Source organism: Paraburkholderia sp. J11-2, assembly GCF_905220185.1.
Lineage (GTDB): Bacteria > Pseudomonadota > Gammaproteobacteria > Burkholderiales > Burkholderiaceae > Paraburkholderia.
In genome coordinates, this window is sequence record NZ_CAJMYY010000001.1 from 296,345 (window position 1) to 322,433 (window position 26,089).

The 26,089-nt window shown below is 67.0% G+C and carries 24 protein-coding genes; 8 read left to right on the plus strand and 16 right to left on the minus strand.

The window, feature by feature from the left end:
• Positions 1-192: 192 nt before the first annotated feature.
• Complete coding sequence (locus U5A57_RS01340) at positions 193-1,167, plus strand: LysR family transcriptional regulator (RefSeq protein WP_321907491.1); 975 nt, start codon at positions 193-195, stop codon at positions 1,165-1,167.
• 12 nt (positions 1,168-1,179) lie between these two features.
• Here U5A57_RS01340 and U5A57_RS01345 read toward each other — a convergent pair whose 3' ends face one another.
• Entirely contained in the window at positions 1,180-2,151 is a 972-nt protein-coding gene (locus U5A57_RS01345; RefSeq protein ID WP_321907492.1) for a nitronate monooxygenase family protein, read from the minus strand.
• Positions 2,152-2,444: 293 nt separating this feature from the next.
• Here U5A57_RS01345 and U5A57_RS01350 point away from each other — a divergent pair, with 293 nt between their 5' ends.
• Complete coding sequence (locus U5A57_RS01350; protein WP_321907494.1) at positions 2,445-3,338, plus strand: alpha/beta hydrolase; 894 nt, start codon at positions 2,445-2,447, stop codon at positions 3,336-3,338.
• A gap of 33 nt (positions 3,339-3,371) precedes the next feature.
• Here the strand turns inward: U5A57_RS01350 and U5A57_RS01355 are convergent, their stop codons facing one another.
• Positions 3,372-3,845, minus strand: a complete 474-nt coding sequence (locus U5A57_RS01355) for an Lrp/AsnC family transcriptional regulator (RefSeq protein WP_321907495.1) — start codon at positions 3,843-3,845, stop codon at positions 3,372-3,374.
• Between the two features lie 159 nt (positions 3,846-4,004).
• On the opposite strand from U5A57_RS01355, the gene U5A57_RS01360 reads away from it, so the two are divergent.
• Together U5A57_RS01360 and U5A57_RS01365 are read left to right on the plus strand one after the other, a co-directional pair.
• The gene (locus U5A57_RS01360; protein WP_321907496.1) at positions 4,005-4,913 is read left to right on the plus strand and encodes a DMT family transporter; all 909 of its coding nucleotides are present in this window, start codon (positions 4,005-4,007) and stop codon (positions 4,911-4,913) included.
• A 101-nt stretch (positions 4,914-5,014) separates the two neighbouring features.
• Positions 5,015-6,316 carry a DUF445 domain-containing protein gene (locus U5A57_RS01365; protein ID WP_321907497.1) on the plus strand — a complete coding sequence of 434 codons (1,302 nt, stop codon included), beginning with the start codon at positions 5,015-5,017 and terminating at the stop codon, positions 6,314-6,316.
• A gap of 198 nt (positions 6,317-6,514) precedes the next feature.
• On the opposite strand, the gene U5A57_RS01370 is transcribed toward U5A57_RS01365, so the two are convergent.
• Genes U5A57_RS01370 through U5A57_RS01395 form a run of 6 tightly spaced genes read right to left on the minus strand, consistent with a single transcriptional unit; the run spans position 6,515 to position 10,622 of the window.
• Positions 6,515-7,447 carry an MBL fold metallo-hydrolase gene (locus U5A57_RS01370; protein ID WP_321907498.1) on the minus strand — a complete coding sequence of 311 codons (933 nt, stop codon included), beginning with the start codon at positions 7,445-7,447 and terminating at the stop codon, positions 6,515-6,517.
• Entirely contained in the window at positions 7,444-7,893 is a 450-nt protein-coding gene (locus U5A57_RS01375) for a MaoC family dehydratase (protein WP_321907499.1), read from the minus strand. Before U5A57_RS01375 ends, U5A57_RS01370 begins: the two co-directional genes overlap by 4 nt.
• Positions 7,890-8,138 (minus strand): DUF1289 domain-containing protein, encoded by a 249-nt coding sequence (locus U5A57_RS01380; protein ID WP_321907500.1) that lies wholly within the window; start codon positions 8,136-8,138, stop codon positions 7,890-7,892. The genes U5A57_RS01375 and U5A57_RS01380 overlap by 4 nt, the downstream gene beginning before the upstream one ends.
• Before the next feature lie 2 nt (positions 8,139-8,140).
• The gene (locus U5A57_RS01385) at positions 8,141-8,647 is read right to left on the minus strand and encodes a YbaK/EbsC family protein (RefSeq protein ID WP_321907503.1); all 507 of its coding nucleotides are present in this window, start codon (positions 8,645-8,647) and stop codon (positions 8,141-8,143) included.
• A gap of 47 nt (positions 8,648-8,694) precedes the next feature.
• Positions 8,695-9,618, minus strand: a complete 924-nt coding sequence (locus U5A57_RS01390) for a hydroxymethylglutaryl-CoA lyase (RefSeq protein ID WP_321907504.1) — start codon at positions 9,616-9,618, stop codon at positions 8,695-8,697.
• Positions 9,619-9,674: 56 nt separating this feature from the next.
• A complete protein-coding gene (locus U5A57_RS01395) occupies positions 9,675-10,622 on the minus strand; it encodes a glyoxylate/hydroxypyruvate reductase A (RefSeq protein WP_321907505.1) in 948 nt (315 codons plus the stop codon).
• A gap of 235 nt (positions 10,623-10,857) precedes the next feature.
• On the opposite strand from U5A57_RS01395, the gene U5A57_RS01400 reads away from it, so the two are divergent.
• On the plus strand, positions 10,858-11,469 hold the full coding sequence (locus U5A57_RS01400; protein ID WP_321907507.1) for an alpha/beta hydrolase: 612 nt from the start codon (positions 10,858-10,860) through the stop codon (positions 11,467-11,469).
• Between the two features lie 39 nt (positions 11,470-11,508).
• Here U5A57_RS01400 and U5A57_RS01405 read toward each other — a convergent pair whose 3' ends face one another.
• On the minus strand, positions 11,509-12,765 hold the full coding sequence (locus U5A57_RS01405) for an acetate/propionate family kinase (protein ID WP_321907509.1): 1,257 nt from the start codon (positions 12,763-12,765) through the stop codon (positions 11,509-11,511).
• Positions 12,762-13,703, minus strand: a complete 942-nt coding sequence (locus U5A57_RS01410) for a bifunctional enoyl-CoA hydratase/phosphate acetyltransferase (RefSeq protein ID WP_321907510.1) — start codon at positions 13,701-13,703, stop codon at positions 12,762-12,764. Before U5A57_RS01410 ends, U5A57_RS01405 begins: the two co-directional genes overlap by 4 nt.
• A 516-nt stretch (positions 13,704-14,219) precedes the next feature.
• Here U5A57_RS01410 and U5A57_RS01415 point away from each other — a divergent pair.
• From U5A57_RS01415 to U5A57_RS01425, 3 genes are all read left to right on the plus strand, one after another.
• Positions 14,220-16,967: a DUF3141 domain-containing protein gene (locus U5A57_RS01415; protein ID WP_321907512.1), complete on the plus strand. Its 2,748-nt coding sequence runs from the start codon at positions 14,220-14,222 to the stop codon at positions 16,965-16,967.
• Positions 16,968-17,117: 150 nt separating this feature from the next.
• Positions 17,118-17,897, plus strand: coding sequence for an enoyl-ACP reductase FabI (gene fabI / locus U5A57_RS01420; protein ID WP_321907514.1), 780 nt, complete (start codon positions 17,118-17,120; stop codon positions 17,895-17,897).
• A gap of 163 nt (positions 17,898-18,060) precedes the next feature.
• A complete protein-coding gene (locus U5A57_RS01425; RefSeq protein ID WP_321907516.1) occupies positions 18,061-19,071 on the plus strand; it encodes a sulfate ABC transporter substrate-binding protein in 1,011 nt (336 codons plus the stop codon).
• An 87-nt stretch (positions 19,072-19,158) separates the two neighbouring features.
• Here U5A57_RS01425 and U5A57_RS01430 read toward each other — a convergent pair whose 3' ends face one another.
• The 6 genes from U5A57_RS01430 to argS all read right to left on the minus strand — a co-directional run bounded on the left by U5A57_RS01430 (position 19,159) and on the right by argS (position 25,945).
• Positions 19,159-19,467 (minus strand): hypothetical protein, encoded by a 309-nt coding sequence (locus U5A57_RS01430; protein ID WP_321907517.1) that lies wholly within the window; start codon positions 19,465-19,467, stop codon positions 19,159-19,161.
• A gap of 255 nt (positions 19,468-19,722) precedes the next feature.
• Positions 19,723-21,369 carry an ABC transporter substrate-binding protein gene (locus tag U5A57_RS01435; protein ID WP_321907519.1) on the minus strand — a complete coding sequence of 549 codons (1,647 nt, stop codon included), beginning with the start codon at positions 21,367-21,369 and terminating at the stop codon, positions 19,723-19,725.
• Between the two features lie 223 nt (positions 21,370-21,592).
• Positions 21,593-22,369 carry an SDR family oxidoreductase gene (locus U5A57_RS01440; RefSeq protein WP_321907520.1) on the minus strand — a complete coding sequence of 259 codons (777 nt, stop codon included), beginning with the start codon at positions 22,367-22,369 and terminating at the stop codon, positions 21,593-21,595.
• Positions 22,370-22,380: 11 nt separating this feature from the next.
• Positions 22,381-23,034, minus strand: a complete 654-nt coding sequence (locus U5A57_RS01445; protein WP_321907522.1) for a thiol:disulfide interchange protein DsbA/DsbL — start codon at positions 23,032-23,034, stop codon at positions 22,381-22,383.
• A 201-nt stretch (positions 23,035-23,235) separates the two neighbouring features.
• Positions 23,236-24,081 carry an SPOR domain-containing protein gene (locus tag U5A57_RS01450; protein ID WP_321907523.1) on the minus strand — a complete coding sequence of 282 codons (846 nt, stop codon included), beginning with the start codon at positions 24,079-24,081 and terminating at the stop codon, positions 23,236-23,238.
• A 79-nt stretch (positions 24,082-24,160) separates the two neighbouring features.
• Positions 24,161-25,945 carry an arginine--tRNA ligase gene (gene argS / locus U5A57_RS01455; RefSeq protein ID WP_321907524.1) on the minus strand — a complete coding sequence of 595 codons (1,785 nt, stop codon included), beginning with the start codon at positions 25,943-25,945 and terminating at the stop codon, positions 24,161-24,163.
• Positions 25,946-26,089: the final 144 nt, after the last annotated feature.

Here is a 26,089-nt window from a genome sequence, read left to right on the forward strand (position 1 = left end):
CGGCGCTGCCGCTCAGGTCGACGTTCAAGGTTCGACAGCCAAACCCCGCGCTGCGTGCAGCGCGGGGTTTTTTGCTTTCTGGGCCGCCAGATGCCAGGCGTACCTGCGCGTTTCAACACCCGCAATTGATAAAACGAGGAAAATATCGACGATTGATTCCCGTTTATTTATGTTCGAGTTGAAGGCCGCACCATGGATACCCTCGTCAGCATGAAAGTGTTCCGCCAGGTGGTGGAGGCGGGCAGCTTCGTCGCGGCGGCCGAGCGCATGGACATGTCCGCCGCGATGGCGAGCAAGCATGTGATGCATCTGGAGCAGCAGCTTGGCGCGCGTTTGCTGAACCGCACCACGCGCCGCGTCGCGCCCACCGAGGCGGGGCGCGAGTATTACGAGCGCGTGGCGCTGGCGCTCACGGAGCTCGACGAAGCCGGCCAGGCGGTGGGCGCGGCGAGCGTCGTGCCGCAGGGGCGGCTGCGCGTGTCGTCGCTCACGGCGTTCGGGCTGCGTCATGTGATGGGCGCGGTTGCCGACTACGCAGCCGGATTCCCGCAGGTGACCGTCGACATCACGCTCTCCGACCGCGTGGTCGAGCTGATCGACGAGGGTTTCGACGTGGCGATCCGCGCCGCGCCTTCGGGGCTCAAGTCTTCATCGTTGATCGCGCGGCCGCTCGCCACCGCGCACATCGTGCTGTGCGCGTCGCCGGAGTACTTGCGCCGCCACGGCGTGCCGAAGACCGTGGCCGATCTCGCCCGGCACAACTTCGTTCAGTACGCGGGGGCGTCGGCCCAGGAACTCGCGCCGTTCGCGGAGGGCGCGGGCGGCGTGAAGCCGAAGCCGGGCGGCAACCTCATCGTCAATCACCTGGAGGCGCTGCGCGTGGTGGTGTTGCAGGGCGGCGGGCTCTCGATGCTCGGCACCGAGGTGGTGGGCGACGATATCGCCGAAGGGCGCCTCGTGCCGCTGCTCGTCGACGCGCTGCCGCCGCGCGAGCTGCCGATCTACGCCGTGTACGCGAGCCGCCGCCATCTTTCGGCGAAGGTGCGCTCGTTCGTCGACTTCCTGGCCGCGCGCTTTTCGGAGCGCGAACTGTGGCCGGGCGTGGAGGCGATCCGCGCGGCGGCGGTCAATGCCGACGCCGCACGAAGCGCCGCCACCGCGCGCTGACGTCAGCCCTCGCTACGCCGAGCGGCTCACGCCGAGCCGCGCTTTCGTCTCTTCATACTCACGCCTCAGGCGCTCGATGAGATCGGCCACGGAGGGCACGTCATCCATCAGGCCCACGCCCTGGCCTGCGCCCCACACGTCTTTCCAGGCTTTCGCCTTCGAGGTGCCCGCGCCGAAATCCATCTTCGTTTTGTCCGACTCGGGCAGCGCATCCGGATCGAGCCCGGCGTTCACGATGCTCTCGCGGATGTAGTTGCCGTGCACGCCCGTGAAGAGGTTCGTATAGACGATGTCGGCGGCCTTCGCTTCGAGAATGGCGTGCTTGTAGTCCTCCACCGCGTGCGCCTCTTTGGTCGCGATGAAGCGCGTGCCCATGTAGGCGAGATCCGCGCCCATGGCCTGGGCGGCCAGGATCGAGCCGCCGTTGGCGATCGCGCCCGACAGCACGATCGGGCCGTCGAAGATGCGCCGCACTTCGCCCACCAGCGCGAACGGCGAGATTGTGCCCGCATGGCCGCCCGCGCCCGCGGCCACGAGGATCAGGCCGTCCACGCCCGCTTCGAGCGCTTTGGCGGCATGGCGCAGGTTGATCACGTCGTGCAGCACGATGCCGCCGTAGCTGTGCACGGCGTCGAGCAGTTCGCGCGGCGGCGCGCGCAGGCTCGTGATGAAGATCGGCACGTGGTGCTCGACGCACACGCGCACGTCGTGCTCGAGCCGCGCATTCGACTGATGCACGATCTGGTTCACGGCGACCGGCCCGATGACGGCTTCGGGGTTCGCGGCCTTGTACGCGGTGAGTTCCTCCCGGATCTGCGTGAGCCAGACACCCAGCTCCTCGGCAGGTCGCGCGTTGAGCGCCGGAAACGACCCGACGATGCCCGCCTTGCACTGCGCGAGCACCAGCTGCGGGTAGCTGACGATAAACATCGGCGAGCCCACGACGGGCAGCGAGAGGTTTTGCAGGACGGCGGGGAGTGCCATGGGGAGGTCTCCTTGCGGCGCTTCGGCAGGTGGCGCGGCGGGCGCACGCGAACGGGGTGCCGGTATCGACTGGGCGTGATTTAACTTGATCAGGCGCAATCGCACAGGAAATCGCGACGTGATTCGATCGCGAAAACGGCCGTTCGATTATAGGCTTGGGGTCGTTCGGGCATCTCTCGCGCGGCATTCGAGGGAGTGTTCGGTTTCTACCGTTGTGGGCCCAAAAGCACGTTTGCGAGTTGTGCTCGCCTCATACAATGACCGCAGACCAACAAACACAAGAGACGAGCCCCATGCCCTTCGACGGATTCCAGCCTTTCACCGTTCGCACTGCGGGCGGCGTAGACATCTGCGGCGTGAAGGGCGGCGACGGACCGCCGCTATTGCTGCTGCACGGCCATCCGCAAACTCACATGATCTGGCACCGGTGCGCCACGGCGCTCGCACAGCATTTCACCGTCATCGCGACGGATCTGCGCGGCTACGGCGCCTCCTCGAAACCGGCCAGCGACGACACCCACGCCGCCTATTCGAAACGCACGATGGCGGCCGACCAGGTCGAGGTGATGCGCCACTTCGGTCACGAGCGCTTTCTGGTCTGCGCACACGACCGCGGCGCGCGCGTCGCGCATCGTATGGCGCTCGACCACCCGAACGCGGTCGAGCGGCTCATGCTGCTCGACATCGCACCCACGCTCGCCATGTACGAGCAAACCGACCGCGAATTCGCCACGCTCTACTTCCACTGGTTCTTCCTGATCCAGCCCGAGCCGTTGCCGGAAACGCTCATCGAAGCGAACCCCGACGTCTATATCGAACGCGTCATGGGCAGCCGCCACGCGGGCCTCGCACCCTTCGCGCCGAAGGCGCTCGGCGCCTACCGCGCGGCGCTGCGCCAGCCGGGCGCGGTGCACGCGATGTGCGAGGACTACCGCGCCTCCGCGACCATCGACCTCGAGCACGACCGCGCCGACCTCGAGCGCGGCAACAAGGTGGCGTGTCCGCTGCGTGTGCTGTGGGGCGCGGAAGGCGTGATCGAGCGCTGCTTCGACCCGCTCGCCGAATGGCGCAAGGTGGCGCGCGACGTGAGTGGGCGCGCGCTGCCGTGCGGCCACTACATTCCCGAGGAGGCGAGCGACGCGCTGGTCGAGGAGATGCTGGCGTTCTTCGAGACTACGGAGCAATGAGCGGCGGCGGCGCCTGGCCGCCGCACCACTGCATCAGCTCAGCGGCGGCAGTCGGCGCGGCACCGGTGTGGACTTGACGATGGCCGTGCTGGTTTCGGCGCGCTCGGTGACTTTCGCGAGAATCTCGTCGAGTTGTTCGATTGAATGCAGATAAAGCCGGGCGATGAAGCAGTCGTCGCCCGTGACCTTGTCGCACTCCACGAATTCGGGAATGCGCCGCAGCACCTCTTCCACCAGATGCAATTGCCCGGGCAGCGGCTTCACGCGCACGATGGCCTGCAGCGTGTAGCCAAGCGCGCGCGGATCGATCTGCACCGTATAGCCGCCGATCACACCTTGCGCTTCGAGCCGGCGCAGCCGCTCGGACGTGCTCGGCGCCGAAAGCCCCACGTGCTTGGCCAGTTCGGCGACGCTCGCCCGGGCGTCCTCGGCGAGCGCCGCGAGCAGCATGCGGTCGATGTCGTCGAGCGGCGCGGCGGCGGGCGTTGGGTTGGGACGTCGGTTCATGATCGCGCGGGTGCTCCGCCAGGTTAGCCTTTCAATCGAAGGCAAGTGTTGCCTTTCGCCTAAGTTTAGCCATGTATTCCCCGCCTTGCAGCCGATAAACTGGCTGGCAGATGCGAAGGGCTGCGCGCCCTTTGTCCGCCATATAGAGGATGCAAGCTGATGTCTTCCACCACTCCCGAAATTCGCCGCGGCGCGGCCGAGATGATCGTCGCGATGCTGATGTCCGGCACCATCGGCTGGCTCGTGGTCGCCTCGCGGCAGGCCCCGATCAATATCGCCTTCTTGCGCTGCGTGCTCGGCGGCGCGACGCTCACGCTCGTATGCGCCGCGCTCGGCCTGCTGCGCCGCAAGCATCTGCCGCTGCGCACGCTTGCGCTCGCCGTGCTGGGGGGCGCAGCCATCGTCGCGAACTGGGTGCTGCTGTTCGCCGCCTATTCGCGTGCTTCGATCTCCATGGCTACGGCCGTCTACAACACGCAGCCCTTCATGCTCGTCGGTCTCGGCGTGGTCATTTTGCGCGAGCGCGTGAGCGCCTCGACGCTCGCGTGGCTCGCGGTGGCCTTCCTTGGCCTCGTGTGCGTGGTCGAGGTACAGCCCGCCGTGCTCGCGGTGCCCGGCGAGTATCTGCAAGGCGTGGCCTACGCGGCGGGCGCGGCGTTTCTCTACGCGATCTCGTCGATCATCACGCGGCATCTGAAGGGCACGCCGCCGCATCTCCTCGCGCTCGTGCAACTCGCCTTCGGCGCGCTCGCGCTCGCGCCGTTCATCCACTACGGCACGCTGCCGGCCACGCCGCTGCACTGGGCGCAGCTCGTCACGCTCGGCGTCGTGCACACGGGCATCATGTACGTGCTGCTCTACGGCGCGATCCAGAAGCTGCCCACAGCGATGACGGGCGCGCTCTCGTTCATCTACCCGGTGGTCGCGATCCTCGTGGACTGGTTCGCGTTCGGTCAGCGCCTCGCGTGGATCCAGGTGGTGGGCGCCGCGCTGATCCTGGTCGCAGCGGCAGGCGTGAATCTCGGCTGGCGGATCGTGCCGCAACGGCGCGACACGCGTTCGGCGTGACCGGCGCCTGAGGCGCGCCTGACGCACCTGTGCTTCGTCATGTGGGGGTGGCCGCCCTGGCCGCATAATGGCGCGGTTCGAACCCGCGACCTTTTCCCCGCATGACGCAATTTCCCGCCAACCAGGACGAAGCCGAACTCGCGCGCGCCAAGCGCCGCGCGCTGCTGCTGCTGCTCGGTGCGGCGGCCGTGTTCGTCGGCACGGCGCTGTCGCCGCCCGGCATCGTGATCGATGGCGTGAAGGCCGTGAGCGAAGCCGCCATGGTCGGCGCGCTCGCCGACTGGTTCGCCGTAGTCGCGCTGTTTCGCCGCGTGCCGATTCCGTTCGTTTCGGCGCGCACGGGCGTGATTCCGCGCAACAAGGATCGCATTGCCGACGAGCTTGCCAACTTCGTGCGCGACAAATTTCTCGACGTGGGCTCGCTCGTCGGTCTGATCCGCCGTCACGACCCGGTCGAGCGGCTTGGCACGTGGCTGAGCGCGCCGATCAACGCGCAGCGCCTGGGCAATTACGCGGTGCGCATGATGTCGGGCGTGCTCGGCCTCACCGACGACGCGCGCATCCAGAACTTCATCCGCGAGGGCCTGCATGCCGCACTCGAGCGCGTTGATCTCTCGAAGTCGGCGGGCGCGATTCTCGACACGCTCACCAAAGACGGCCGCCACCAGGAACTGCTTGACCAGGTGCTCGACCAGCTCGGCGCGCTGCTGCGCGACGAGGGCACGCGCGCGTTCGTCGCAACGGCCATCGTCGACTGGCTCAAGAGCGACTATCCGACGACCGAGAAGTTTCTGCCAACAGAGTGGATTGGCGAGAGCGGCGCGCGTGTGGTGGAGAGCGCGGTGAACCGGCTGCTGCTGCAGGTGAGCGGGGATCGCGAGCATCATCTGCGTCGCAAGTTCGATGAAGTGGTGGAAAAGCTGATCGTGCAGCTCAAGAGCGATCCGGCTTTCCTGCGCAAAGGCGAGGAGCTGAAGGCGAGCCTGCGCGAGGGCAGCGCGCTCAACGAGTACACGCGCGCGCTGTGGGACAGTCTGCGCGCGTGGCTGCGCGACGATCTCGCGCGAGAGGACTCCGAACTGCACGCGAAGGTGGCCGCAACGGGCCGGTGGCTAGGCGAGACGCTCGCCGCCGACGCCGAGCTGCGCGCCTCGCTCAACGGTCACCTCGAGGACGCCGCGCGCGCCATGGCGCCCGACTTCGCGCGCTATCTCACGCATCACATCCGCGACACCGTGCAGAACTGGGACACGCGCGAAACGGCGCGGCTCATCGAGCTCAAAATCGGCAAGGATCTGCAAGAAATTCGCGTGAACGGCACGGTGATCGGCGGCGCGATCGGCTTGGGGCTCTATCTGTGCTCGCATCTGTTCGAGCTTGCGCGGCTGAAGATGGGTTACTGATTTGATTCGTATTCCAGATCAATCACCCGGGCAGAGGCGCGTGAAACCGCAGCCGTAGGTCATCTGTAGGGAAATCACCGATGCTTCGGGATTTTTGGCGCGAGTATCATGGTTTGACAGTTTGATCACGTCAGAGCTAATTCAAACGCTCGTTCGGAAACGGACGAGCGTTTTTTTTCGCCTTTTTATGCGGCCCGGCTAGACCGCTGCCGCCGGGGCTTCGAGTCGCTCGCCATTCGCGATCAGCGCGCCGCTCTTCGCCAGCTCCCCGGCCAGCTCGCGCAGCAGCGCCGGCCACGCGCCACGCGGGGCGAGCTGCTGCGCCGCGGCGCGCAGGGAGGCGGCACTTTCGAGCATCGTCATGAGCGAGTCGAAAGTCATCGCACGTACCTCGAGCAGCTTGAAGACGATCAGCACCTTGAGCGCGTTCTTCGCGTTGCGTGTCGGGTCGGCGCGCAGCCACGCAAGGCGCGAAAACGCGCGCTCGAGCGCCGCTTCGACGTTAGCGAACGGCTTGCCGTGGCCGGGAATGACTGTGCGCACGTCGAGCTTCGCAATGGCTTCCAGCACCGCTTGCTGCTCGGCGAAACCGCTTGCGCCGTCGAGCTCGGGAAAAATCACGCCGAAGCCGTGTTCCCAAAGCGCATCGGCGCTGATGAGCAGGCGCGGCTCGGCGGCATAGAGCATCACCGAGTCGGGGTCGTGTCCCGGTGCGCCGATCACCTCCCATTCGAAGCCGCCCAGCGTGAGCCGTTCGCCCGCCCCGAGCGTGCCTGTGAACGCGAATCGCTCGCAGGTCTGCCCGGTGGCGAGAAAGCTCAAACGCGGTTCGTCCCAGTCGCGCACGATCGCCGCACTCGCAGCCGGAATGAGCGTCGCGCAGGGCCAGTGCGCCTGCAGCTGCGCGTTGCCGCCGCAATGGTCCGAATGCAGGTGCGTATTGACGATCAGGTCGAGCGCTCGTGGGCCCAGCGCGTGGCGCACGAGCGCGAGGGTTTGTTCGGCGTGCGTGGCGTAGCCGGTATCGACGAGTGCGGCGCGCGCCTCGTCGATGAGCAGCACGTTGTTCGACGAGAGCCAGCCGCGCTCGAAAACGCGAATCGATTCAGGGAGTGCGGGCGTTGCACTCATGCTTGCGCGTGCTCCGGTTTCGGCATGACGAGGATCGTCGCGCGGCCCACCACGAGCAGTTCGCCTTTCTGGTTCACAGCCTCGCCCACAAGCTTCACGAGGTCGCCATTCAGGCTCGGCTTCCACCACGCTTCTTCCACGCGCCATTCGAACGTGATCGTGTCGTGCGCGTGTGCGGCGCGCTTGAGCTTCATGTCGAATTCGAGCCCGAGCGGCTGCGCGTACTGCGAGTAGTGCGTGGCGAGCAGCGCCATGAAATGCGCGGTGGGTTGCGTGCCCGAAGCGATCAGGCCGCCAAAGCGGCTTTGTGCGGCGTACGCTTCGTCGTGGTGCAGCGGGTTCAGGTCGTTCACGAGCAGTCCGAACGATTTCACCGATTCGGGCGTGAGCTGAAGCGTCGAGCGGAACGTTTCCCCGAGCGTGACGACGCGGGCGGGCGCGTTCATTGTTTTTCTCCTTGCGCTCGCCCTTGCGATTCGAAGCGCTGCGCAACCCATTCGGCGTGCCGCGCGTCGATCGCGTCCCAGACGGCGCGCTTTGCCGCTTCGTCGAGCGTGGACCAGCTGGCAATTTCGTCGATGGTGCGCAGGCACCCCTCGCACAAGCCGCTGCGCTCATCCATGCGGCAGATGTTGATGCAAGGCGAGGGCGGCGGCACTACGTTGTCCAGGCTGTCGCGAGTCGCGGTCATGCTCACGCGTCGCGCAGCGCGACGTCCACCACGGGCGCGCCGGTCAGCGCTTCCAGCTCCTGCGGCGAGAGGTTGAACACCGCATGCGGATGGCCTGCAGCGGCCCACAGGCTTTCGAGTTCGAACAGATCGGCGTCGATCAGCGTGACGGGCGTCGTGGCGTGGCCGATCGGGCACACGCCGCCAATCGCGTAGCCGGTTTTCTCGCGCACGAACTTCGCGTCGGCGCGGCCGATTTCGCCCACGTGCGCAGCCACTTTCTTTTCGTCCACGCGGTTTGCGCCGCTCGCGATCACGAGCACGGGCGCATCGTCTTTGCGGCGGCGGAACAGGATCGACTTGGCGATCTGCGCGACTTCGCAGCCAAGGCCCGCGGCGGCTTCGGCGGAAGTCTTGCCGGTTTCCGGCAGCATCACGACCGGCTTGGCGTGGCCGCGCTCGCGCAGCATCAGGGCCACACGGCGCGCGGAGTCAGGCAGGGCGTCGAGGTTGTCGAGGGTTTCCGTCATGAGTTGATTTCCTTCGTACTGCGATTCGATAGTCGATGCATCGCGCTTCACGAGCAGGCGGCTTCGCTGCGCGCTTTCGCGAGCAACGCCTTGCCCGCGCGCGAGACGTTCGCCCGGCCGATAGCCGTCGAGATGAAGTCGCCCGCCGCCACCACCTGGTTCAGGTCGATGCCGGTTTGAATGCCGAGGCCGTTCATGAGGTACAGCACGTCTTCGGTCGCGACGTTGCCCGTGGCGCCCTTCGCGTACGGGCAGCCGCCAAGCCCCGCGACCGACGCGTGGAAAATCGCGATGCCTTCTTCGAGCGCCGCGTAGATGTTGGCGAGCGCCTGGCCGTAGGTGTCGTGGAAGTGGCCCGAGAGCCGCTCGCGCGGAAACACCTTCGTCACCGCTTCGAACACTTCGTGCACGCGCCTGGCCGTGCCCACGCCGATGGTGTCGGCAATGTCGATCTCATCGCAGCCGAGCGCCGCGAAGCGCTCCACCACGTCGACGACCGAAGCGACCGGTACTTCGCCCTGGTACGGGCAACCGAGCGAGCACGACACGCTGCCGCGAATGCGCACGCCGTGTTCCTTCGCGGCTTGGGCCACGGGCGCAAAGCGCTCGATGCTTTCCGCGATCGAGCAGTTGATGTTCTTCTGCGAGAACGCCTCGCTCGCTGCGCCGAAGATCACGATTTCGTCCGCACGCGCGGCGAGCGCGCCTTCGAAGCCGCGCAAATTCGGCGTGAGGACCGAGTAGATCGCGCCCGCGCGGCGCTCGATGCCGGCCATGACTTCGGCGCCGTCGGCCATCTGCGGGACCCACTTGGGCGAGACGAACGAGGCGGCTTCGATGTTCGGAAAGCCAGCGGCCGATAGCCGGTTGATGAGCTCGATCTTCGTGGCGGTGGGAACGAATTCCTTCTCGTTTTGCAGGCCGTCGCGCGGCCCGACTTCGACGATCTTCACTGCGGTGGGTAATGCCATTGCCGTGTCTCCAACGAATATTTGAAATGCCTTGCGATGCTTCGATGTTCTCGCGTTCAGTAACCGCGCCCGACGTGCACCACGCCGCTCACGGTTTCGCCGCGAGCGAGCGCGCCGATCTTGTCGGCGACCTGCGAAATCGCTTCGTCGCGCAACGTGAGCGCCGAACTGTGCGGCGTGATCGTGATGCGCGGCTCGCGCCAGAAGAGATGATCGGGCGGTAGCGGCTCTTCGCGGAACACGTCGAGCGTGGCCGCCGCGAGCGTGCCGTTGGCGAGCGCGTCGAGCAGGTCCTGTTCGTCCAGATGCGTGCCGCGCGCCACGTTCACCAGATACGCGCCGCGCGGGAGCTTGCCGAAGGTGCGCGCGTTGAGCACGCTTTCGGTGTCGGGCGTGGCGGGCAGCAGGTTCACGAGCACCTTGACGCCGTCGAGGAAAGCGTCGAACTGCTCGCTATGCAGCTCGCCCGAAAACGTTTCGATGCCCGCGATCGTCTTCGCGCTGCGCGAAAAGCCGCGCACCGGCACGCCGAGCGCGGCGACCGCGTGCGCGACCTGCGCGCCCAGCACGCCAAGGCCGAGCACGCCGACCGTGAAGGTTTCGTGCGGATGCGGCGCGAGCACGTGCCATTCGCGGCGCGCCTGCGCGAGCGCGTATTCGTCGAAGCGGCGCAGGTAGCGCAGCACGGCGTGCTGCACGTACTCGCTCATTTGCCGGCCCATGCCCGAGTCTTCGAGCCGCACGAGCATGGCGGTGCCCGGCAGTGTGCCCGGCCGCTCGCGTTCGTGGGCGAGGATCGCGTCGACGCCCGCGCCCAGATTGAAGATGGCGCGCAGGCCCGGCACGCCGAAAAGCTCGCGCGGCGGGTGCCAGACGACTGCGTAATCGGCGGGATCGGTGTCGCCGGGCTGCCACTCGCGCAACTCGGCGTCGGGCAGGGCGCGCGCGAGGCCGTGCAGCCATGTGGAGGCGTCGGTCTGCGGGAACCAGAAAATGATCTTCATGATGGGTGAACCTGTCCCTGGTATGCGGGTGTGGCTGCCAACGGCACGGTAGCGCCGCGTGCACTGGCACCATTCTACTTTTTCGGGCCTGCGGCCGCCGGGCAAATCGCGGCGCGGCGTGCCTCCCGCCGGGCCGCTGCGAGGGCGCGGAAAAGCTAAGCAAAAAAAATTGGTTCGGCGCGCGCGGCTTGCAAGCCACAATCCCTTCACGCCGTGTTCCAGCGAGGAAAAAATCATGCTTTCGTGCGCGCAAATGCGTTGGCCGCCCCGCCTCGTCACCGTGCCGGGCCTGCACGGCAGCGACGGCGCTCACTGGCAGAGCTGGCTCGAACGGCAGTTCGCGCGCTCGCTGCGCGCGGAGCAGGACGATTGGGACGCGCCGGATCTCGCGGTTTGGGGTGCGGCGCTCGCGCGGCGGCTCGCCGGGGAGCGCGGGCCGTTCCTGCTGGCCGCGCACAGCTTCGGCTGCCTTGTGACGGCGCATGCGCTGCATACGGGGGTGCTGGGGGAAAACGGCGCCGACATTGCGGGCGTGCTGTTCGTCGCGCCCGCGAGTCCTGAGAAGTTCCGCTTTGCCGGCGCATTCGAGGCGCGGCAGCTTCCCGTGCCGTCCATCCTCATCGGCAGCGAAACCGATCCGTGGATGCCGCTCGAAGGCGCCCGCGCGCTTGCGCAGCAGTTGGGCAGCACGTTCGTGAACCTCGGCGATGCAGGACACATCAACACGGCGGCAGGCTTCGGCCCATGGCCGCGCGCCAAGTATTTCGTCGATACGCTGATCCACGGCGCAGCACCAGGGCGGCTGCGCGACGAGGCGTTCGACCAGAGCGGTCCGGCGTACGCCTGAGCCGAGCCGCAGCAAACTGCGGTTCAGCGTTCCTTGCGCTCAGTGCTTGAGCGCTGAGCGCAACAACCGCGCCGTGTGGAGTGCGATCATCCCTTCTTCGTCGGTGCGGATCGCGAATACCGGCACGCGGCTTTCGCGCGCGCTCACCCGTTCATTGCCCTGACTGCTGCCCACCTCGTTGGCTTGCGCGTCGAGCACGGTGCCGAAAATCGGCGCGAGCCGTTCGCACACCTGCGCGCGTATGGGCGCGGCGTGTTCGCCAATGCCCGCCGTGAACACGAGGCCATCGAGGCCGCCCAGCACCACCGCGAGCTTGCCCACCTCCTGTGCGATGCGATACGTATAGAAGTCGATCGCGAGCTTCGCCCGGTCGCTGCCGCTCGCGAGCAGCTCACGCATGTCGCTGCTCAGTCCCGACAAGCCCTTGAGGCCCGACTCCTGATACAGCACCTTCTCGATGGCGTGGTAATCCATGCCCTTCGCGATCATCCAGAGCACGGCGCCCGCGTCGAGCGCGCCGCAGCGCGTGCCCATGGGCAGGCCGTCGAGCGCGGTGAGGCCCATGGTCGTCTCCACGCTCTTGCCGTCCTTCATCGCGCACAGGCTCGCGCCGTTGCCCAGGTGCGCGACGATCACGCGCCCGCGCGCAATGTCGGGCGCGACCTGATGCATGTGCTTGGCGATGTACTCGTATGAGAGGCCATGAAAGCCGTAGCGCCGCACGCCCTCGCCGTAATAGCTGTAGGGCAGTGCGAAAAGCTGCGCCATGATGTCGTTGCCCGCATGGAACGCGGTGTCGAAGCACGCGACCTGCGGCAGTTCGGGCGCGGCCTGGCGCACCGCGCGAATCGCGGCGAGATTGTGCGGCTGATGCAGGGGGGCGAGCGGCGTGAGGGCATCGAGCTCCTGGATCACTTCGTCGTTGATGAGCACGGCGTCGGCGTAGCGCGCGCCGCCGTGAACCACGCGGTGACCGATCGCGGCGGGCGGCGTGTCGCGCAGTCCCACGGCGAGCACGAGGCGCAGAAGCCGAAACGCGGCGTCGTGATCGGCGACCTGGGCGACCGGAAACTTCTCGTCGACGATCAGGCGACCGTCGGCCATATGCGCGACCACGCGCGGCGCGACGCCGATGCCCTCGATCTGGCCGCCCGCGCCATGCAGCGCGCGCGCACCGCCTTCCACGTGGTCGTCTTCGATCACGCGATACACCGAACACTTGATGCTCGACGAACCCGCATTCACGACGAGCACGACATGGCCTTGATCGGCCGGCTGGGCTTGGACGCTGCTCACAGGATCTCCGTCGCTTTGCGCGCGCGCCGTGCGTGTGCGAGCAGCACGGCGATCGCGCAGCTGCCGATGCGCGAGCGCACGCTGTCGGCGCGGCTCGTGAGGATGATCGGCACGCGCGCGCCGAGGACGATGCCGGCCGCTTCTGCACCGGCAAGGAAGGTGAGTTGCTTGGCGAGCATGTTGCCCGCTTCGAGGTCGGGCACGAGCAGGATGTCGGGGTCGCCGGCCACGGGCGAGGTGATGCCCTTGATGCGCGCGGCCTCGGCGCTGATCGCGTTGTCGAAGGCAAGCGGCCCGTCGAGCAGGCCGCCCGTGATCTGGCCGCGGTCGGCCATCTTGCAGAGCGCGGCGGCGTCGATGGTGGAGGGCATCTTTTCGGACACGGTTTCGACCGCGCCGAGAATGGCGACCTTGGGCGTGCCGACGCCCAGCGCCTGCACGAGATCGATCGCGTTGCGCACGATGTCGGCCTTGTCGGCGAGCTTCGGGAAGATGTTGACGGCCGCGTCCGTAATGAAGATCGGCTTGTGGTACGACGGCACGTCCATCGCGAACACGTGCGAGAGGCGGCGCTCGGTGCGCAGGCCGTTCGCGCCGAGCGCGACTTCGTGCAGCAGCTCGTCGCTGTGCAGGCTGCCCTTCATGAGCAGTTCGGCCTCGCCTTCGCGCACGGCGCGCACCGCGAGTTCGGCGGCGGCGTGGCTGTGCGGCGCGTCGATGATGGTGATGCCGTCGAGGCGCAGGTCGGCTTCCTCGGCCACCGCGCGGATCTTCGCTTCGGGGCCCACCAGGATCGGCACGATCAAGCCGAGGTTGGCGGCGTCGAGCGCGCCCGTGAGCGAGGACACGTCGCACGGATGCGCTACGGCGGTGGGCACGGGCGCGAGGCCGCCGCAACGGGCGAGCAGAACCGAATACTTGTCGGGCGATGACGTCATGGCGGTCTCCACGAGGACCTGCGTTTGAACCACTGCGTTCGAACCATGCTGCGGCGCGCAAAGCCGTAACAGTGTAGACCAGCGTGAGTGACGCAGTCGGCCAGATGCGCGCCAGCGTGCCGCGACATCGTGACACGCCACGCGAAGCGTTGTCCGGCGCGCCTGTCACGCTTCGTTCACAGCGCGGGGTGATCATGGAGCAGGCACTTGGGGCCGCGGTGTGCCTTGACTTTCGGCATGTCGCCGCCTAACTTTTTAGATGCCGCAGTGCAACATGATCTGGCTCTTTTCATGTCGCGGCCGCGAGGCGCAAGGAACGCGCGCGCGGCCGTGCATGTCCGCCGTGAATATCTTTGCCGGCCCCGTCGTCCGCAATGCCGCCCGCGCGAGGGCGGCGCGGGCAACGGTCAGGCCTCGCGCGCCATCCGTCGTGAAGGCGCGCGTCCACAACCCGCGCCGGCCTGGCGCTTGCTTGCCGCGAGGCGAGCAGGCGCTCCCTTAAAGGAGATTCGTCTCGTGGCAGTTTCCCCCTCCTCGCCGCAGCTTTCGTCGCCGTTTTCCTTTTTGCCCGCACTCGCATCGGGCGCGTCTTTCTGGCCCTTCGCGTCTTTCTGGCCCCTCGCGGGCGCGTCCGACGAGGCGTCATCGCCCCGCACGCCGCTGACCGAAGCGGCTTCGGCTGTCTCTTCGGTTGTCACCCAGGCCATCGAGTCGGCGCAGGCCACGCCTATGCCCGCGCAACCGCTCTACGACTACCTCTACGACGCCTGGCAGCGCAGCGTCCTGTTCCTCGACGTGCTGCGCGAGCGCGGCAACCAGACGTATGTGCACGAGCAGGCGGGCATGCCGCCCGTGCTCGCGTTCGACTACGAAGTGGTTGTCGACGGCCGCGAACTCGACGATCCCTGCAACTACGCTCTCCTGCGCATCAAGCCCGAAGAGGGCGTGCCGACCGACCCGCGCATGCGCCCGTTCGTCGTGATCGATCCGCGTGCGGGCCACGGCCCCGGCATTGCCGGGTTCAAGATGGACAGCGAAGTCGGCATCGCGCTGCGCAAGGGGCACCCGTGCTACTTCGTGACCTTCTTCCCGGTGCCCTGCGAAACGCAGACGATCCAGTCGGTCGCGCAGGCCGAGGGCGTGTTCGTGCAACGCGTGCGCGACCTGCATCCCGACGCGGACGGTCTGCCGTTCATCATCGGCAACTGCCAGGGCGGCTGGGCCGCGGCGCTGCTCGCGGCTTCCGCGCCCGCGCTGGTCGGCCCGCTCATGCTCGCCGGCTCGCCGCTGTCGTACTGGGCCGGCGTGCGCGGCAAGAACCCCATGCGCTATTCGGGCGGCATGCTGGGCGGCTCGTGGATGTCGTCGCTCGCCGCGGATCTCGGCGACGGCCGCTTCGACGGCGCGTATCTCGTGCAGAACTTCGAGTACCTGAATCCGGCCAACACGTACTGGGGCAAGCTCTACAACCTCTATTCGAGGGTCGATTCCGAGCGCGAGCGCTTCCTCGAATTCGAGCGCTGGTGGGGCGGCCATTTCCAGTTGAACCGCGCCGAGATCGACTGGATCGTGCAAAACCTGTTCGTGGGCAATCACCTCACGCGCAACGAAGTGTTCGCGAAGAACGCGCGTTCGCCGGTGGATCTGCGCAACATCCGCACGCCGATCATCGTGCTCGCCTCCTGGGGCGACAACATCACGCCGCCGCAGCAGGCGCTGAACTGGATTCCCGACCTGTATGCGAGCGTCGACGAGATCGTCGCCAACGAGCAGGTGATCGTGTACTGCCTGCACGACAAGGTGGGGCACCTCGGCATCTTCGTTTCGGCGAGCGTGGCCAATAAGGAGCACACCGAACTATTCTCGGCGCTCGACCTGATCGACGTGCTGCCACCGGGCCTTTACGAAGCGAAGATCACCGACTCGACGCCGGAAGCCGGGCGGCTCGAAGCGCTCGAAGGGCGCTACGAGATCCGCTTCGAGCGCCGCACGATCGAAGACATTCTCTCGCTCGACGACGGCCGCGACGACGAGCAGCCCTTCGAAGTGGTGCGCCGTTTTGCGGAAAACAACCAGCGTCTCTATGACCTGGTCGTTTCGCCGTTCGTGCGCGCGTCGAGCAATGCGTACAGCGCGCATGCGCTGCGCGAGTCGCACCCGTCGCGCGTGGAGCGCAGCGTGATCAGCGACGCGAACCCCGCGCTGGGCGTGCTGCCTGCCGTCGCGCAAGCGGTGCGGGAACATCGCAAGCCGGTCGCCCCCGACAATCCGTTCACGCTGCTCGAAAAGCAGGCTTCGGCCACCATCGAGGCGTCGTTGGACGCGTACCGCGACGCGCGCGACGCCTGGATCGAAAGCACCTTCTACAACGTCTACACCGCGCCGTGGGTGCAGGCCTGGGTGGGCGTGACGCCGAACCAGCCGCTCGAGCCGATTGCGCCGCCGCTCATGGCGCTGCGCAAGGAACTTGCGCAGTACCGCCTGCGCGCGGCGCGCGCACACCTCACGAAGGGCACGCTCGTCGACGCGTTCATGCGCATTGCCGCGTACATCGTCGACGAAATGCATACCGTGCAGTACCGGCCGTTCCAGCGCATGCGTGAACTCGCGCGCGAGTATCTCGGGGATCGTCAGCCGAGCATTGCCGAGCTCAAGGAAGCGGCGCGCCGCCAGGGCGCGATCGTGCAACTCGACCCGCAGGCGGCGATCGAGGCCTTGCCCGAGATCGTGCCCGACATGAAGTTGCGCCGCGCGCTGCTCGCGGCCGTGTACCGCATCGCGACCGTGTCCGGGCCGCTCGAAGGCGAGCGGCGCGAGCGCTATCGCGACGTGCAGCGCGCGCTGGGCGTCGAGCCGGGCAGCGAGAAGACGGGCTTGCCGCCGCTCGATGGCGGCGGGTCGTCGTCGGATGGCGGCGGCGTTTCTGGCGCTGGCGGCGGTGCGGCGGGCGACACTAGCCTGGAGCCGGGCGTCAAGGCATCCGCCGCCGCACAAGCTGATGAACTTGAAGCGCCGGCGGGTCCCGCGAGGGCCTCCCGCGCGAAGGCCGCCGCAGCGAGCGAAAGCGCGGCCCCGGCAAAACACATTCGTGCGGCGCGCGCCGGCGTGAAGGTGAAGGCGGCGGAACCGGCCGAAGCGAAGAAGGCGCCGGCTGCCGCCAAATCGGCGGCGCGCCGCTCGCGCGCGGCGTCTACGCCCACCGCTACGCGCGCCGCGGGCGCGACGGCCACGCGCCGCCGCGCGACGCGCAGCGCGGGCGAGTAAGGAAGAGCAAAGAGCAGTCCATTCCAGTGTCGCCTCGACGCGCCGCATCCCCGCCGATGCGGCGCGTCGTTTTGATGCCGGCACATCGGCCGCCAGATCGGCAACTGCATCCGCAGCCATCACAGGCCGTCATCCACTGCGAGGTCAGCCATGCATACCCCTCCCGAACGGCCGCTTGCCGGCATGCGCGCGCTCGTCACCGGCATCGCGAACGCGGATTCAATCGCTTACGGCTGCGCCCGCGCATTTGCCGATCTTGGCGCGCAACTCGCCATCACCTATCTCAACGACAAGGCCAGGCCCTACGTCGAACCGCTCGCCAACGAACTGGGTGCGCAGTTGCTGCTGCCGCTGAACGTCGAGGAGGACGGGCAACTGGATGCCGTGTTCGATGCCGTGCACGACACGTGGGGCGCGCTCGACATCGTGCTGCACTCCATCGCCTATGCGCCGAAGGAAGATCTGCAGGGCGGTTTGCTCGATTCGTCGGCGCAGGGCTTCGCCTATGCGATGGACGTGTCGTGCCACTCGTTCATCCGTATGGCCAGGCGCGCCGCACCGCTCATGCCGCACGGCGGCACACTGTTCGCCATGAGCTACGACGGCGCGAACCGCGTCGTGCCCAACTACAACCTCATGGGCCCGGTGAAGGCGGCGCTCGAAGCGTCGTGCCGCTATCTCGCGTTTGAACTCGGGCCGCTCGGCATTCGCGTGCACGCCATCTCGCCGGGGCCGCTCAAGACGCGCGCGGCCTCGGGCCTGCCCGACTTCGACCGCATGCTCGCGGAGGCCGTGGACCGCGCGCCACTTGGCGAACTCGTCGACATCATGGACGTGGGTTATGCCACCGCGTATCTGGCCACGCGCTACGCGCGCCGCATGAGCGGCAACACCGTGTACATCGACGGCGGCGCGCACATCATGGCGTGACAGCGCATTAAGCACACTTCGCACGCTTAGCACGAAAGCCGAATAGCAAAGCTCGCATCGGTATAAGCCGTGCGTCCCGGCTCGCTAGAATCGAGCGTTCGGCCTGCTTACGAAAATCACGCAAGCAGGCCGAAACGCCTTTCAACGACAGACGGGGATCACCATGGCAGGTTTGGGACGCACGGCGCGCTGGCTCGGCGCGGGCATCATCGCATTGAGCGCGGCGGCGGCGCATGCCGAAACGTCGCTCTTGAACGTCTCGTACGACGTGACGCGCGAGCTGTACAAGGACATCAACGCGAGCTTCATCGCCGACTATCAGAAGAAGACCGGCGAGACCCTGTCGATCAAGCAGTCGCACGGCGCTTCGAGCGCGCAGGCGCTCTCGGTGCTGCAAGGTCTGCAAGCCGATGTCGTGACGATGAACCAGCCCAACGACATCGACCTGCTCGCGCAGCAGGGCCATCTCGTGCCCGCGAACTGGCGTACGCGTCTGCCCGACGCGAGCGCGCCCTATACGACGACGATGGTGTTCCTCGTGCGCAAGGGCAATCCCAAACACATCAAGGACTGGGACGATCTCGCGAAGCCCGGCGTGCAGGTCGTGATCGCCAACCCGAAGACCTCGGGCAATGGCCGCTACGCGTATCTGGCCGCGTGGGGCTACCGCAAGCAACAAGGCGCAAGCGACGCGCAGGCGCTCGACTTCGAGCGCGCCCTGCTGAAGAACGTGCCGGTGCTCGACGCGGGCGGCCGGGGCGCAACGACGACGTTCACGCAACGCGGCATCGGCGACGTGCTCGTGACCTTCGAAAACGAAGTGGCGCTCATCGATACGGGCGTGGGTGCGAAGGACTTCGAAGCGGTCTATCCCTCGGTGAGCTTGCTGGCGGAGCCGCCGGTGACGATCGTCGACAAGGTCGTGGACAAGCGCGGCACGCGCAAGACCGCGCAGGCATATCTCGACTATCTGTATTCGCCCGCCGCACAGGAGATCATCGCGCAGCACCATCTGCGTCCGCGCGATGCCGCCGTGCTCGCGAAGCACGCAAGCGAGTTCAAGCCGATCAAGACATTCACGGTCGAGCAGGTGTTCGGCAGCTGGCAGAACGCGCAGGCCACGCATTTCGCCGACGGCGGCACGTTCGATCAGATCGTGGCGGACCGCAAGTAACTCTCTTCCCCCGCGCACGAAAAAACGCCTCGCAAATCATCTGCGAGGCGTTTTCGTTTGTGGCGCCGGTTGCAGCGCTAAACCGGCTTAGTACCAGCCGCGACGGCCGTACCCATCGCGGCGGCCGTACCAGCGATGGCCGTCCCAGTAGCGGTCGCCGTGCCAGCCGACCACGATAGTCGGCGGCGCGTAGCCCACGCGCACGGGCGGCGCGACGTAGACCGGACGCGGCGCGACATAAACCGGCTGTGGCGCGACATACACCGGCGCGGGTGCAACATAAACCGGAGCGGGCACGCCGACATTCAGGCCGACTACCACACCGGCCATCGCGGTTTGCGAGGCGGCCAGGACAAGCGCTCCAGCACCCAGTGCGGCAAAGAGTTTGGTTTTCATTTTGAGCCCCTTCGGTTGAAGATTCGTTGGGTTCAATGTAGCCAGGCGCTCGCCCGCTTGAGTTACCAAACTGCAACAAACTGCGCGCGAATTTTACGGGCGGTAATGGGAGGAAAGGTCGCGCGCCCGCCTGTGGCGGGGCTCTCGCATGTTTCGCGCATGCGGCGGTGTTTCAATTCGTGATCGTCAGGGCAGGTCTGTAATCGGCGAGCCGGGCGCGAAACGCCCGGCTCGCACTCGCAGTGAATGCTGCCGTTACTGCACCGCGACGCTTGCGAAGTTCTGGCGGCCGAACGGGCTCACCTGATAGCCGCTCACGTTCGTACGCGTGATCGCGGCGGCGGTCGGGTAGCCAAGCGGAATCCACAGCGCCTGGTCGTGGATGATCTGCTGGGCGGTTTCGTAGAACTTCACGCGCTTGGCCTGATCGGCGGTGGCCTTGCCGTCGGCGATCAGCTTGTCGAGCTGCGGATCGCAAAAGCGCGCGAAGTTGATGCCCGACTGCACCGCATTGCAGCTAAAGAGCGGCGAGAGATAGTTGTCGGGGTCGCCGTTGTCGCCGGCCCAGCCCATGAAAAGCGTGTCGTGCTGGCCCTGCTTCGCTTGCTTGATCAGCTCGCCCCACTCGATCACCTTGATCTCGGCCTTCACGCCGATCTTCGCGAAATCGGCCTGCAGCAGCTCGGCGCCCGCGCGCGGGTTCGGGTTCAGCACGCTGCCGTTCGGGCGCACCCAGAGCGTCGTCGAGAAGCCGCCCGCCAAGCCCGCGTCGGCGAGCAGTTGCTTCGCCTTCGCCGGGTCATACGGGTACGGCTGGATCGACTTGTCGTAGCCCCAGGTGATGGGCGGCCACGGGTTTGTCGCGGGCGTGGCCGTGTTGTCGAACACCGTCTTCAGGTAGGTGGTGCGGTCGAACGCCATGTTCAGCGCCTGGCGCACCTTCTGGTTGTCGAGCGGCTTCTTCTGCGTGTTGAGCGCAACGAATGCCGTCATGAACGCGGGCGTTTCCACCACCTTGAGCGCGCTGTCCTGCTTCGCCGCGCTCACGTCCTGGGGCTTGGGCGAGAGCGCGATCTGGCATTCGCCGGCCTTCACCTTCTGCGCGCGCACGGCGGCGTCGGGCGTGATCGCGTAGATCAGGCGGTCTACCTTCGGCTTCGGCCCCCAGTAGGCCGGGTTCACGTCGTAGCGGATCAGCGCGTCTTTCGTGTAGCTCTTGAGCACGAACGGGCCCGTGCCCACCGGCTTCGCGTTGAGGTCGACCTGCTTGCCGGCCTTGAGCAACTGGTCGGCGTACTCGGACGAATAGATCGACGCGAAGCCCATCGTGAGGATCGAGAGGAACGTGGCGTTCGGCTCGTTGAGCTCGAACTTGACCGTGTTCGCATCGACCTTCGTGACCGACTTCACGAGCTTCACGAGGCCCATCGACTGCGCGTGCGGGAAGCCGCTCGCGCCAGCCACCTTGTGCCACGGATTGTTCGCGTCGAGCATGCGCTCGAACGTGAAGACCACGTCGTCGGCGTCGAGCGCGCGCGTGGGCTTGAACCATTCGGTCGTCTGGAACGCCACGTTGGGCCGCAGATGGAACGTGTAGGTCAGGCCGTCGGCGCTCACATCCCACTTGTCCGCGAGCGAGGGCACGACCTTCTTTTGCGCTTCGTCGTAGGCCACGAGCGAATTGAAGATGACGTCGGCGGAAGCGTTGGTCGTGACGAGCGAGTTGAACTGCACGACGTCGAAGCCATCAGGGCTCGACTCGGTGCAGACCGTCAGCGGCTTGGCGAGCGCGGGCGTGGCCGCGAACGCGCAGGCGGCGCCAAGCGCGGCTGCGAGCACGAGTCCAGATACTCCAGGTACGCCTGGTACAAGCGCGCGCGCGGTGGGCGAGGTAAAGCGCATGGGATCTCCGTGGTTCTTCGGTGGCGGGCGGCGCCCCGTTTTGTTTGCGGCTTGGTTTGATTCGGGAGAGGCGGGAAGGCCAGGAAGGGCGCCCGGACGAGGCAAGCTTATCGAAGGGAAAATGCCGAGACAACAATTTAATCCACATACCCATATGGCATGGGCTCGCCGTGCGAGTGTCCGGCGCGCGGGCCAGGAGGCGGCCCGCGCCATGAGACGAGCCTCAGTGGCTCGCGGTGCGCGGCTTGCGCGGCGCCTTTTCGAACACGCGGTCGTAGACCCAGCGCGGCAGCGCGCGCAGCATCGTGGCGGCCACGCGCATCGGCCAGGGGAACACCGCGAACGCGGTGCCGCGCGCGATGGCTTGCGCGGCCTTTGCCGCGAACTGGTCCGCATCCATCAGGAAGGGCATGCGGTAGGGGTTCTTCGCCGTCATGGGCGTGCGGATATAGCCGGGCGCGATCGTGACCACCGGCACGCCGAACGGACGCATTTCCACACGCAGCGCTTCGAGATAAGCGAGTGCTGCGGCCTTCGAGGCGCTGTATGCGCCCGAGCCCGGCAGCCCGCGCACGCCCGCCACGCTCGCAATGCCCACCAGCGTGCCGCGTTTCGCTTTCGCCATGGCGGAGGCGAACGGCTCGAAGGTGGCGACCATGCCGAAGTAGTTGGTGTCCATCACATCGCGGAACGTGGCGAGGTCGCCTTCGCCCGTCAGCACGCCGCGGCTCACGCCCGCGTTGGCGATGACGATGTCGGGCATGCCGTGCTGTGCGATGAAGTCGCGCGCGGCGGCGGCGAGCGCATCGGCGTCGCGCACGTCGGCGGGATAGATGGAGATGGGGTGATCGGGGTGGGACTGCCGGAAGCCGGCAAGGGCTTCGCCGCGGCGCGCGACGAGCCCGAGTACGGCGCCCTGCCGCGCGTATTCGGCGGCGAGCGCGGCGCCAATGCCGCTCGACGCGCCGGTGATGAAGACCTTCAGTGGCGCGTCTTGCATGGCGCTGTGCATTACATCTTCTTCGAACGGACCTGCGAGACGATGAAGTCCATCACCTGCAGCGTGCCCGGCAGCGCCTTGTCTTCCGGACCCTGGACCATGGCCGGACCGGTTTCGTACTTGCCCTGGATGGCGATGGTCGGCACGCCGTCGATCTTGTACGAATCGAGCAGGGCCTTGTCACGCTGCAGCGCGCTCTGCGTCGAGAACGAGTTGTACGCTTCCATGTACTTCTTCGAATCGACGCCCTGCGTGGCGAGGAACTTCGCCTGCTCTTCCGGCGTGAGCAGGTAGTTCTTGTTCACGTGGATTTCGTGGAACACGACCGGCGTGAGCTTCTGGGCGAGGCCGAGCGCGTCGAGCGCGTAGTACATCTTCGAATGCGGGATGAAATCGTCACGGAATGCCACCGGCACGCGCTTGAACACGACGTCCGGTCCTTGCTTCTTGATCCACGATTCGAGGAACGGGTCGAACGCGTTGCAGTGCGGGCAGCCGTACCAGAAGAACTCGATCACCTCGATCTTGCCCGCAGGCACGTCGAGCGCCTGAGGCGTTTTCAGGACCGTGTAGTCCTTGCCGGCCACGGGGGCGTCGGCGGAGGCGTGTGCGACGCCGGCGATCAGCGAAAGCGAGAGAAAAAGCGTACCGAGAAGTCGTTTCATGGCGTAGGAATCCACTGTTCTTGGACCGGCGGCGGCCGGTTGTTTGCCGCAGGACGCCGTTCGCGCGAACGAGGCGCGGGCGGGTGCTGCGCGAGTTTTGCCTGGGTGTTGCCTGGTTGTTGCCGGGTTGTTGCCGGGGTGCTGCCGGGGTGCTGCTCGTAGAGGACGCCGCGCCGCGGGCTGCGCGGCGCGGAACGGCGATTACTGCTTCGTGAAGCGGATGACGGCGGTATCGATACCGGCATCGGACAGGCGCTGACGCGTCGAGTTCATGTCGTCGAACTTCGTGAACGGACCGATGCGCACGCGATAGTACGTCACACCGCCGGCGTCGCGCTGCGTCACCTTCGACTCGAACCCCTGGAACGCGAGGCGTGCGCGCTGCTGCTCGGCGTCGCCGGAAGTCTTGTACGCGCCCACTTGCAGGAAGTAGCCGGTGTTGGCGTCGCCCGGTGCGGGCGTGGCGCTGCCGGGCTTGGCGGCCGGGGGCGTCGGCACCGCGTTGGCGGGCTTCTGCGGCTGGTTGCCCGCGAGAATCTGCGCCGGGTTGGTCGCGCTGTTCGAGTTGCTGGCCGACTGCGGCTTCTTCGCGATGGCCGTGCCGCCCGTGACGGTTTCACCCGTCGACGGCTGCGGCGCGACGGCCACGCCATTGGCGCTGTTGTTGTTCGCACCCGAGGGCGGCACTTCGACGATTTGCGGCTCTTCGAGCATGCCCGAGGACTGCGACTGGTTCGTGGTCTGGCCCGGCGCCGTGTTGGGCGGCGTGCTTTGCGCCGCCTGCGGCACCGGCTGGCCAGGCGACTTGCCCTGCAGCGCGCGGTTCGGGTCGACCTGCTCGTTGTTCTGGCTGACGTCGGAGGCGGCCGGCGGCGCGACCTTCGAGACGAACGGCGTGGGCGCGCGCGTGATGTAGAGCGCCACCACCACCGCGATCGCAAGGCCGACGATCAGGCCCAGCACGATGCCGAGAAAGGTTCCCCCGGACTGCTTCGACTGCTGTTTTGTAGTGCGGCGCGGTTTTGCCATCGTCTGAATCACCTGCAAACAAGAGAATCCTGGAATGGCCGTCCGCGCGAGGCGGCGGCCCCAAACATGTTTCTGTGCGCGGGTCTCGCGCGTCTCGTTACATGCGCTCCGGCGCGGATACGCCGATCACGGCCAGGCCGTTCGCGAGCACCCGGCGCGTGGCCGCGAGGAGGGCGACGCGGGCGTCGCGCTCGGCGGCGGCGTCGACGAGAACGCGTTCGGCATTGTAGAACGAGTGAAACTCAGCGGCGAGTTCGCGCAGGTAGAACGCCACCGCGTGCGGCGCGAGTTCGCTGGCGGCATGCGTGAGCATGTCGGGGAACTCGCCGAGTTTCGCGATGAGCGCGAGCGCGCGCTCGCTCGACAGCGGCGCGAGATCGACCATGGGCAGCGCGGCCAGATTGCCGCCGAACTTGCCCTGCCAGTCGCCGAGGATCGACGAGATGCGCGCATGCGCGTACTGCACGTAGTACACCGGGTTTTCGTCGTTTTCCTTCAGCGCGAGGTCGATGTCGAACACGAATTCGGTGTCGGCCTTGCGCGAGATCAGGAAGAACCGCACCGCGTCGCGGCCGCGGCGGATGGTGGCCTCGTCGAGCAGGTCCGGCGAAACTTCGCTGCCGGGGTTCGCGCCGCCCGACCATTCGATCAGGTCGCGCACCGTTACGTAGCTGCCCGCGCGCTTGGAGATCTTCACCTCCTGGCCGTCGCGCATCACCGTCACCATCTTGTGCAGCACGTAGTCGGGGTATCCCTTCGGAATGCCGATGCCGAGCGCCTGCAGGCCCGCGCGCACGCGTGCAATGGTGCCGTGGTGATCGGAGCCCTGGATATTGATGACCTTCGTGAAGCCGCGCTCCCACTTCGTGACGTGGTAGGCCACATCCGGCAGGAAGTAGGTGTAGGTGCCGTCGGACTTGCGCATCACGCGGTCCTTGTCGTCACCGTAGTCCGTGGTCTTGAGCCACAGCGCGCCTTCCTGCTCGTAGGTCTCGCCCGACGCGACCAGCGCCTCGACGGTCTTCTCGACGCGGCCTTCCGTGTACAGCGACGACTCGAGGTAGTAGCGATCGAACTTCACGCCGAACGCCTGCAAATCGAGATCCTGCTCGTGGCGCAGATAGGCCACGGCGAAGCGGCGGATCGCTTCGAGGTTCTCCGGATCCTTCTCGCCCGTGACGGGCTCGCCGTCCTTGGCCGCGACGGTTTCGCCCGCGAGATAGTCGCGCGCGATGTCGGCGATGTATTCGCCGTTGTAGGCGGCTTCGGGCCACTCGGCGTCGCCGGGCTTGAAGCCGCGTGCGCGCGCCTGGGTGGAGACGGCGAGGTTGCCGATCTGCACGCCCGCGTCGTTGTAGTAGAACTCGCGATGCACGTCGTAGCCCTGCGAGGCGAGCACGTTCGAGATGGCGTCGCCGAGCGCGGCCTGACGGCCGTGGCCTACGTGCAGCGGGCCCGTGGGATTGGCCGAGACGAACTCGACGAGCACGTGCCGGCCGGCTTCGCGCTGCGAACGGCCGAATGCCTCGCCCTGCTCGAACACGGCGCCGATCACGGCGCGCTTCGCGTTCGCGGTGAGACGCAGGTTGATGAAGCCGGGGCCGGCCACTTCGGCCGCCTCGACGAGGCCTGCGGCCTCGGGCTGGGCGAGCACGGCGTCGACGATCTGCTGGGCGAGCTGGCGCGGGTTCGCGCGCATGGGCTTGGCGAGCTGCATCGCGACGTTGCAGGCGACGTCGCCGTGCGCGGCGACTTTCGGGCGCTCGAGCGTGATCGCGGGCACGACGAATGCGGCTTCGCTCGCGCCTTCGGTGGCCTTCGCCACCTGGGCTACGGCTTGCGCGAGCAGGGTCTCCAGGGTGTGTTTCTGTGCGGGCAGCATGCTGGTTGCAAGTCCTGTGCGGGTAATGGGATGCGGGGCCGGCGCTTCAGGCATGTGGCCTCTGGCTGCCGGCGTGGACCGCCGAATACGGGTGAGGGCGCGTCAGCCTTGCGGCAGGCCGCCTACCGTGCGCCAATGCGCGGG

Excerpts from the sequence above, each read along its gene's own strand:
- U5A57_RS01340 (WP_321907491.1), top strand. The coding sequence starts at position 193 with ATGGATACCCTCGTCAGCATGAAAGTGTTCCGCCAGGTGGTGGAGGCG.
- U5A57_RS01345 (WP_321907492.1), bottom strand. The coding sequence starts at position 2,151 with ATGGCACTCCCCGCCGTCCTGCAAAACCTCTCGCTGCCCGTCGTGGGC.
- U5A57_RS01350 (WP_321907494.1), top strand. The coding sequence starts at position 2,445 with ATGCCCTTCGACGGATTCCAGCCTTTCACCGTTCGCACTGCGGGCGGC.
- U5A57_RS01355 (WP_321907495.1), bottom strand. The coding sequence starts at position 3,845 with ATGAACCGACGTCCCAACCCAACGCCCGCCGCCGCGCCGCTCGACGAC.
- U5A57_RS01360 (WP_321907496.1), top strand. The coding sequence starts at position 4,005 with ATGTCTTCCACCACTCCCGAAATTCGCCGCGGCGCGGCCGAGATGATC.
- U5A57_RS01365 (WP_321907497.1), top strand. The coding sequence starts at position 5,015 with ATGACGCAATTTCCCGCCAACCAGGACGAAGCCGAACTCGCGCGCGCC.
- U5A57_RS01370 (WP_321907498.1), bottom strand. The coding sequence starts at position 7,447 with ATGAGTGCAACGCCCGCACTCCCTGAATCGATTCGCGTTTTCGAGCGC.
- U5A57_RS01375 (WP_321907499.1), bottom strand. The coding sequence starts at position 7,893 with ATGAACGCGCCCGCCCGCGTCGTCACGCTCGGGGAAACGTTCCGCTCG.
- U5A57_RS01380 (WP_321907500.1), bottom strand. The coding sequence starts at position 8,138 with ATGACCGCGACTCGCGACAGCCTGGACAACGTAGTGCCGCCGCCCTCG.
- U5A57_RS01385 (WP_321907503.1), bottom strand. The coding sequence starts at position 8,647 with ATGACGGAAACCCTCGACAACCTCGACGCCCTGCCTGACTCCGCGCGC.
- U5A57_RS01390 (WP_321907504.1), bottom strand. The coding sequence starts at position 9,618 with ATGGCATTACCCACCGCAGTGAAGATCGTCGAAGTCGGGCCGCGCGAC.
- U5A57_RS01395 (WP_321907505.1), bottom strand. The coding sequence starts at position 10,622 with ATGAAGATCATTTTCTGGTTCCCGCAGACCGACGCCTCCACATGGCTG.
- U5A57_RS01400 (WP_321907507.1), top strand. The coding sequence starts at position 10,858 with ATGCTTTCGTGCGCGCAAATGCGTTGGCCGCCCCGCCTCGTCACCGTG.
- U5A57_RS01410 (WP_321907510.1), bottom strand. The coding sequence starts at position 13,703 with ATGACGTCATCGCCCGACAAGTATTCGGTTCTGCTCGCCCGTTGCGGC.
- fabI (WP_321907514.1), top strand. The coding sequence starts at position 17,118 with ATGCATACCCCTCCCGAACGGCCGCTTGCCGGCATGCGCGCGCTCGTC.
- U5A57_RS01425 (WP_321907516.1), top strand. The coding sequence starts at position 18,061 with ATGGCAGGTTTGGGACGCACGGCGCGCTGGCTCGGCGCGGGCATCATC.
- U5A57_RS01430 (WP_321907517.1), bottom strand. The coding sequence starts at position 19,467 with ATGAAAACCAAACTCTTTGCCGCACTGGGTGCTGGAGCGCTTGTCCTG.
- U5A57_RS01435 (WP_321907519.1), bottom strand. The coding sequence starts at position 21,369 with ATGCGCTTTACCTCGCCCACCGCGCGCGCGCTTGTACCAGGCGTACCT.
- U5A57_RS01440 (WP_321907520.1), bottom strand. The coding sequence starts at position 22,369 with ATGCAAGACGCGCCACTGAAGGTCTTCATCACCGGCGCGTCGAGCGGC.
- U5A57_RS01445 (WP_321907522.1), bottom strand. The coding sequence starts at position 23,034 with ATGAAACGACTTCTCGGTACGCTTTTTCTCTCGCTTTCGCTGATCGCC.
- argS (WP_321907524.1), bottom strand. The coding sequence starts at position 25,945 with ATGCTGCCCGCACAGAAACACACCCTGGAGACCCTGCTCGCGCAAGCC.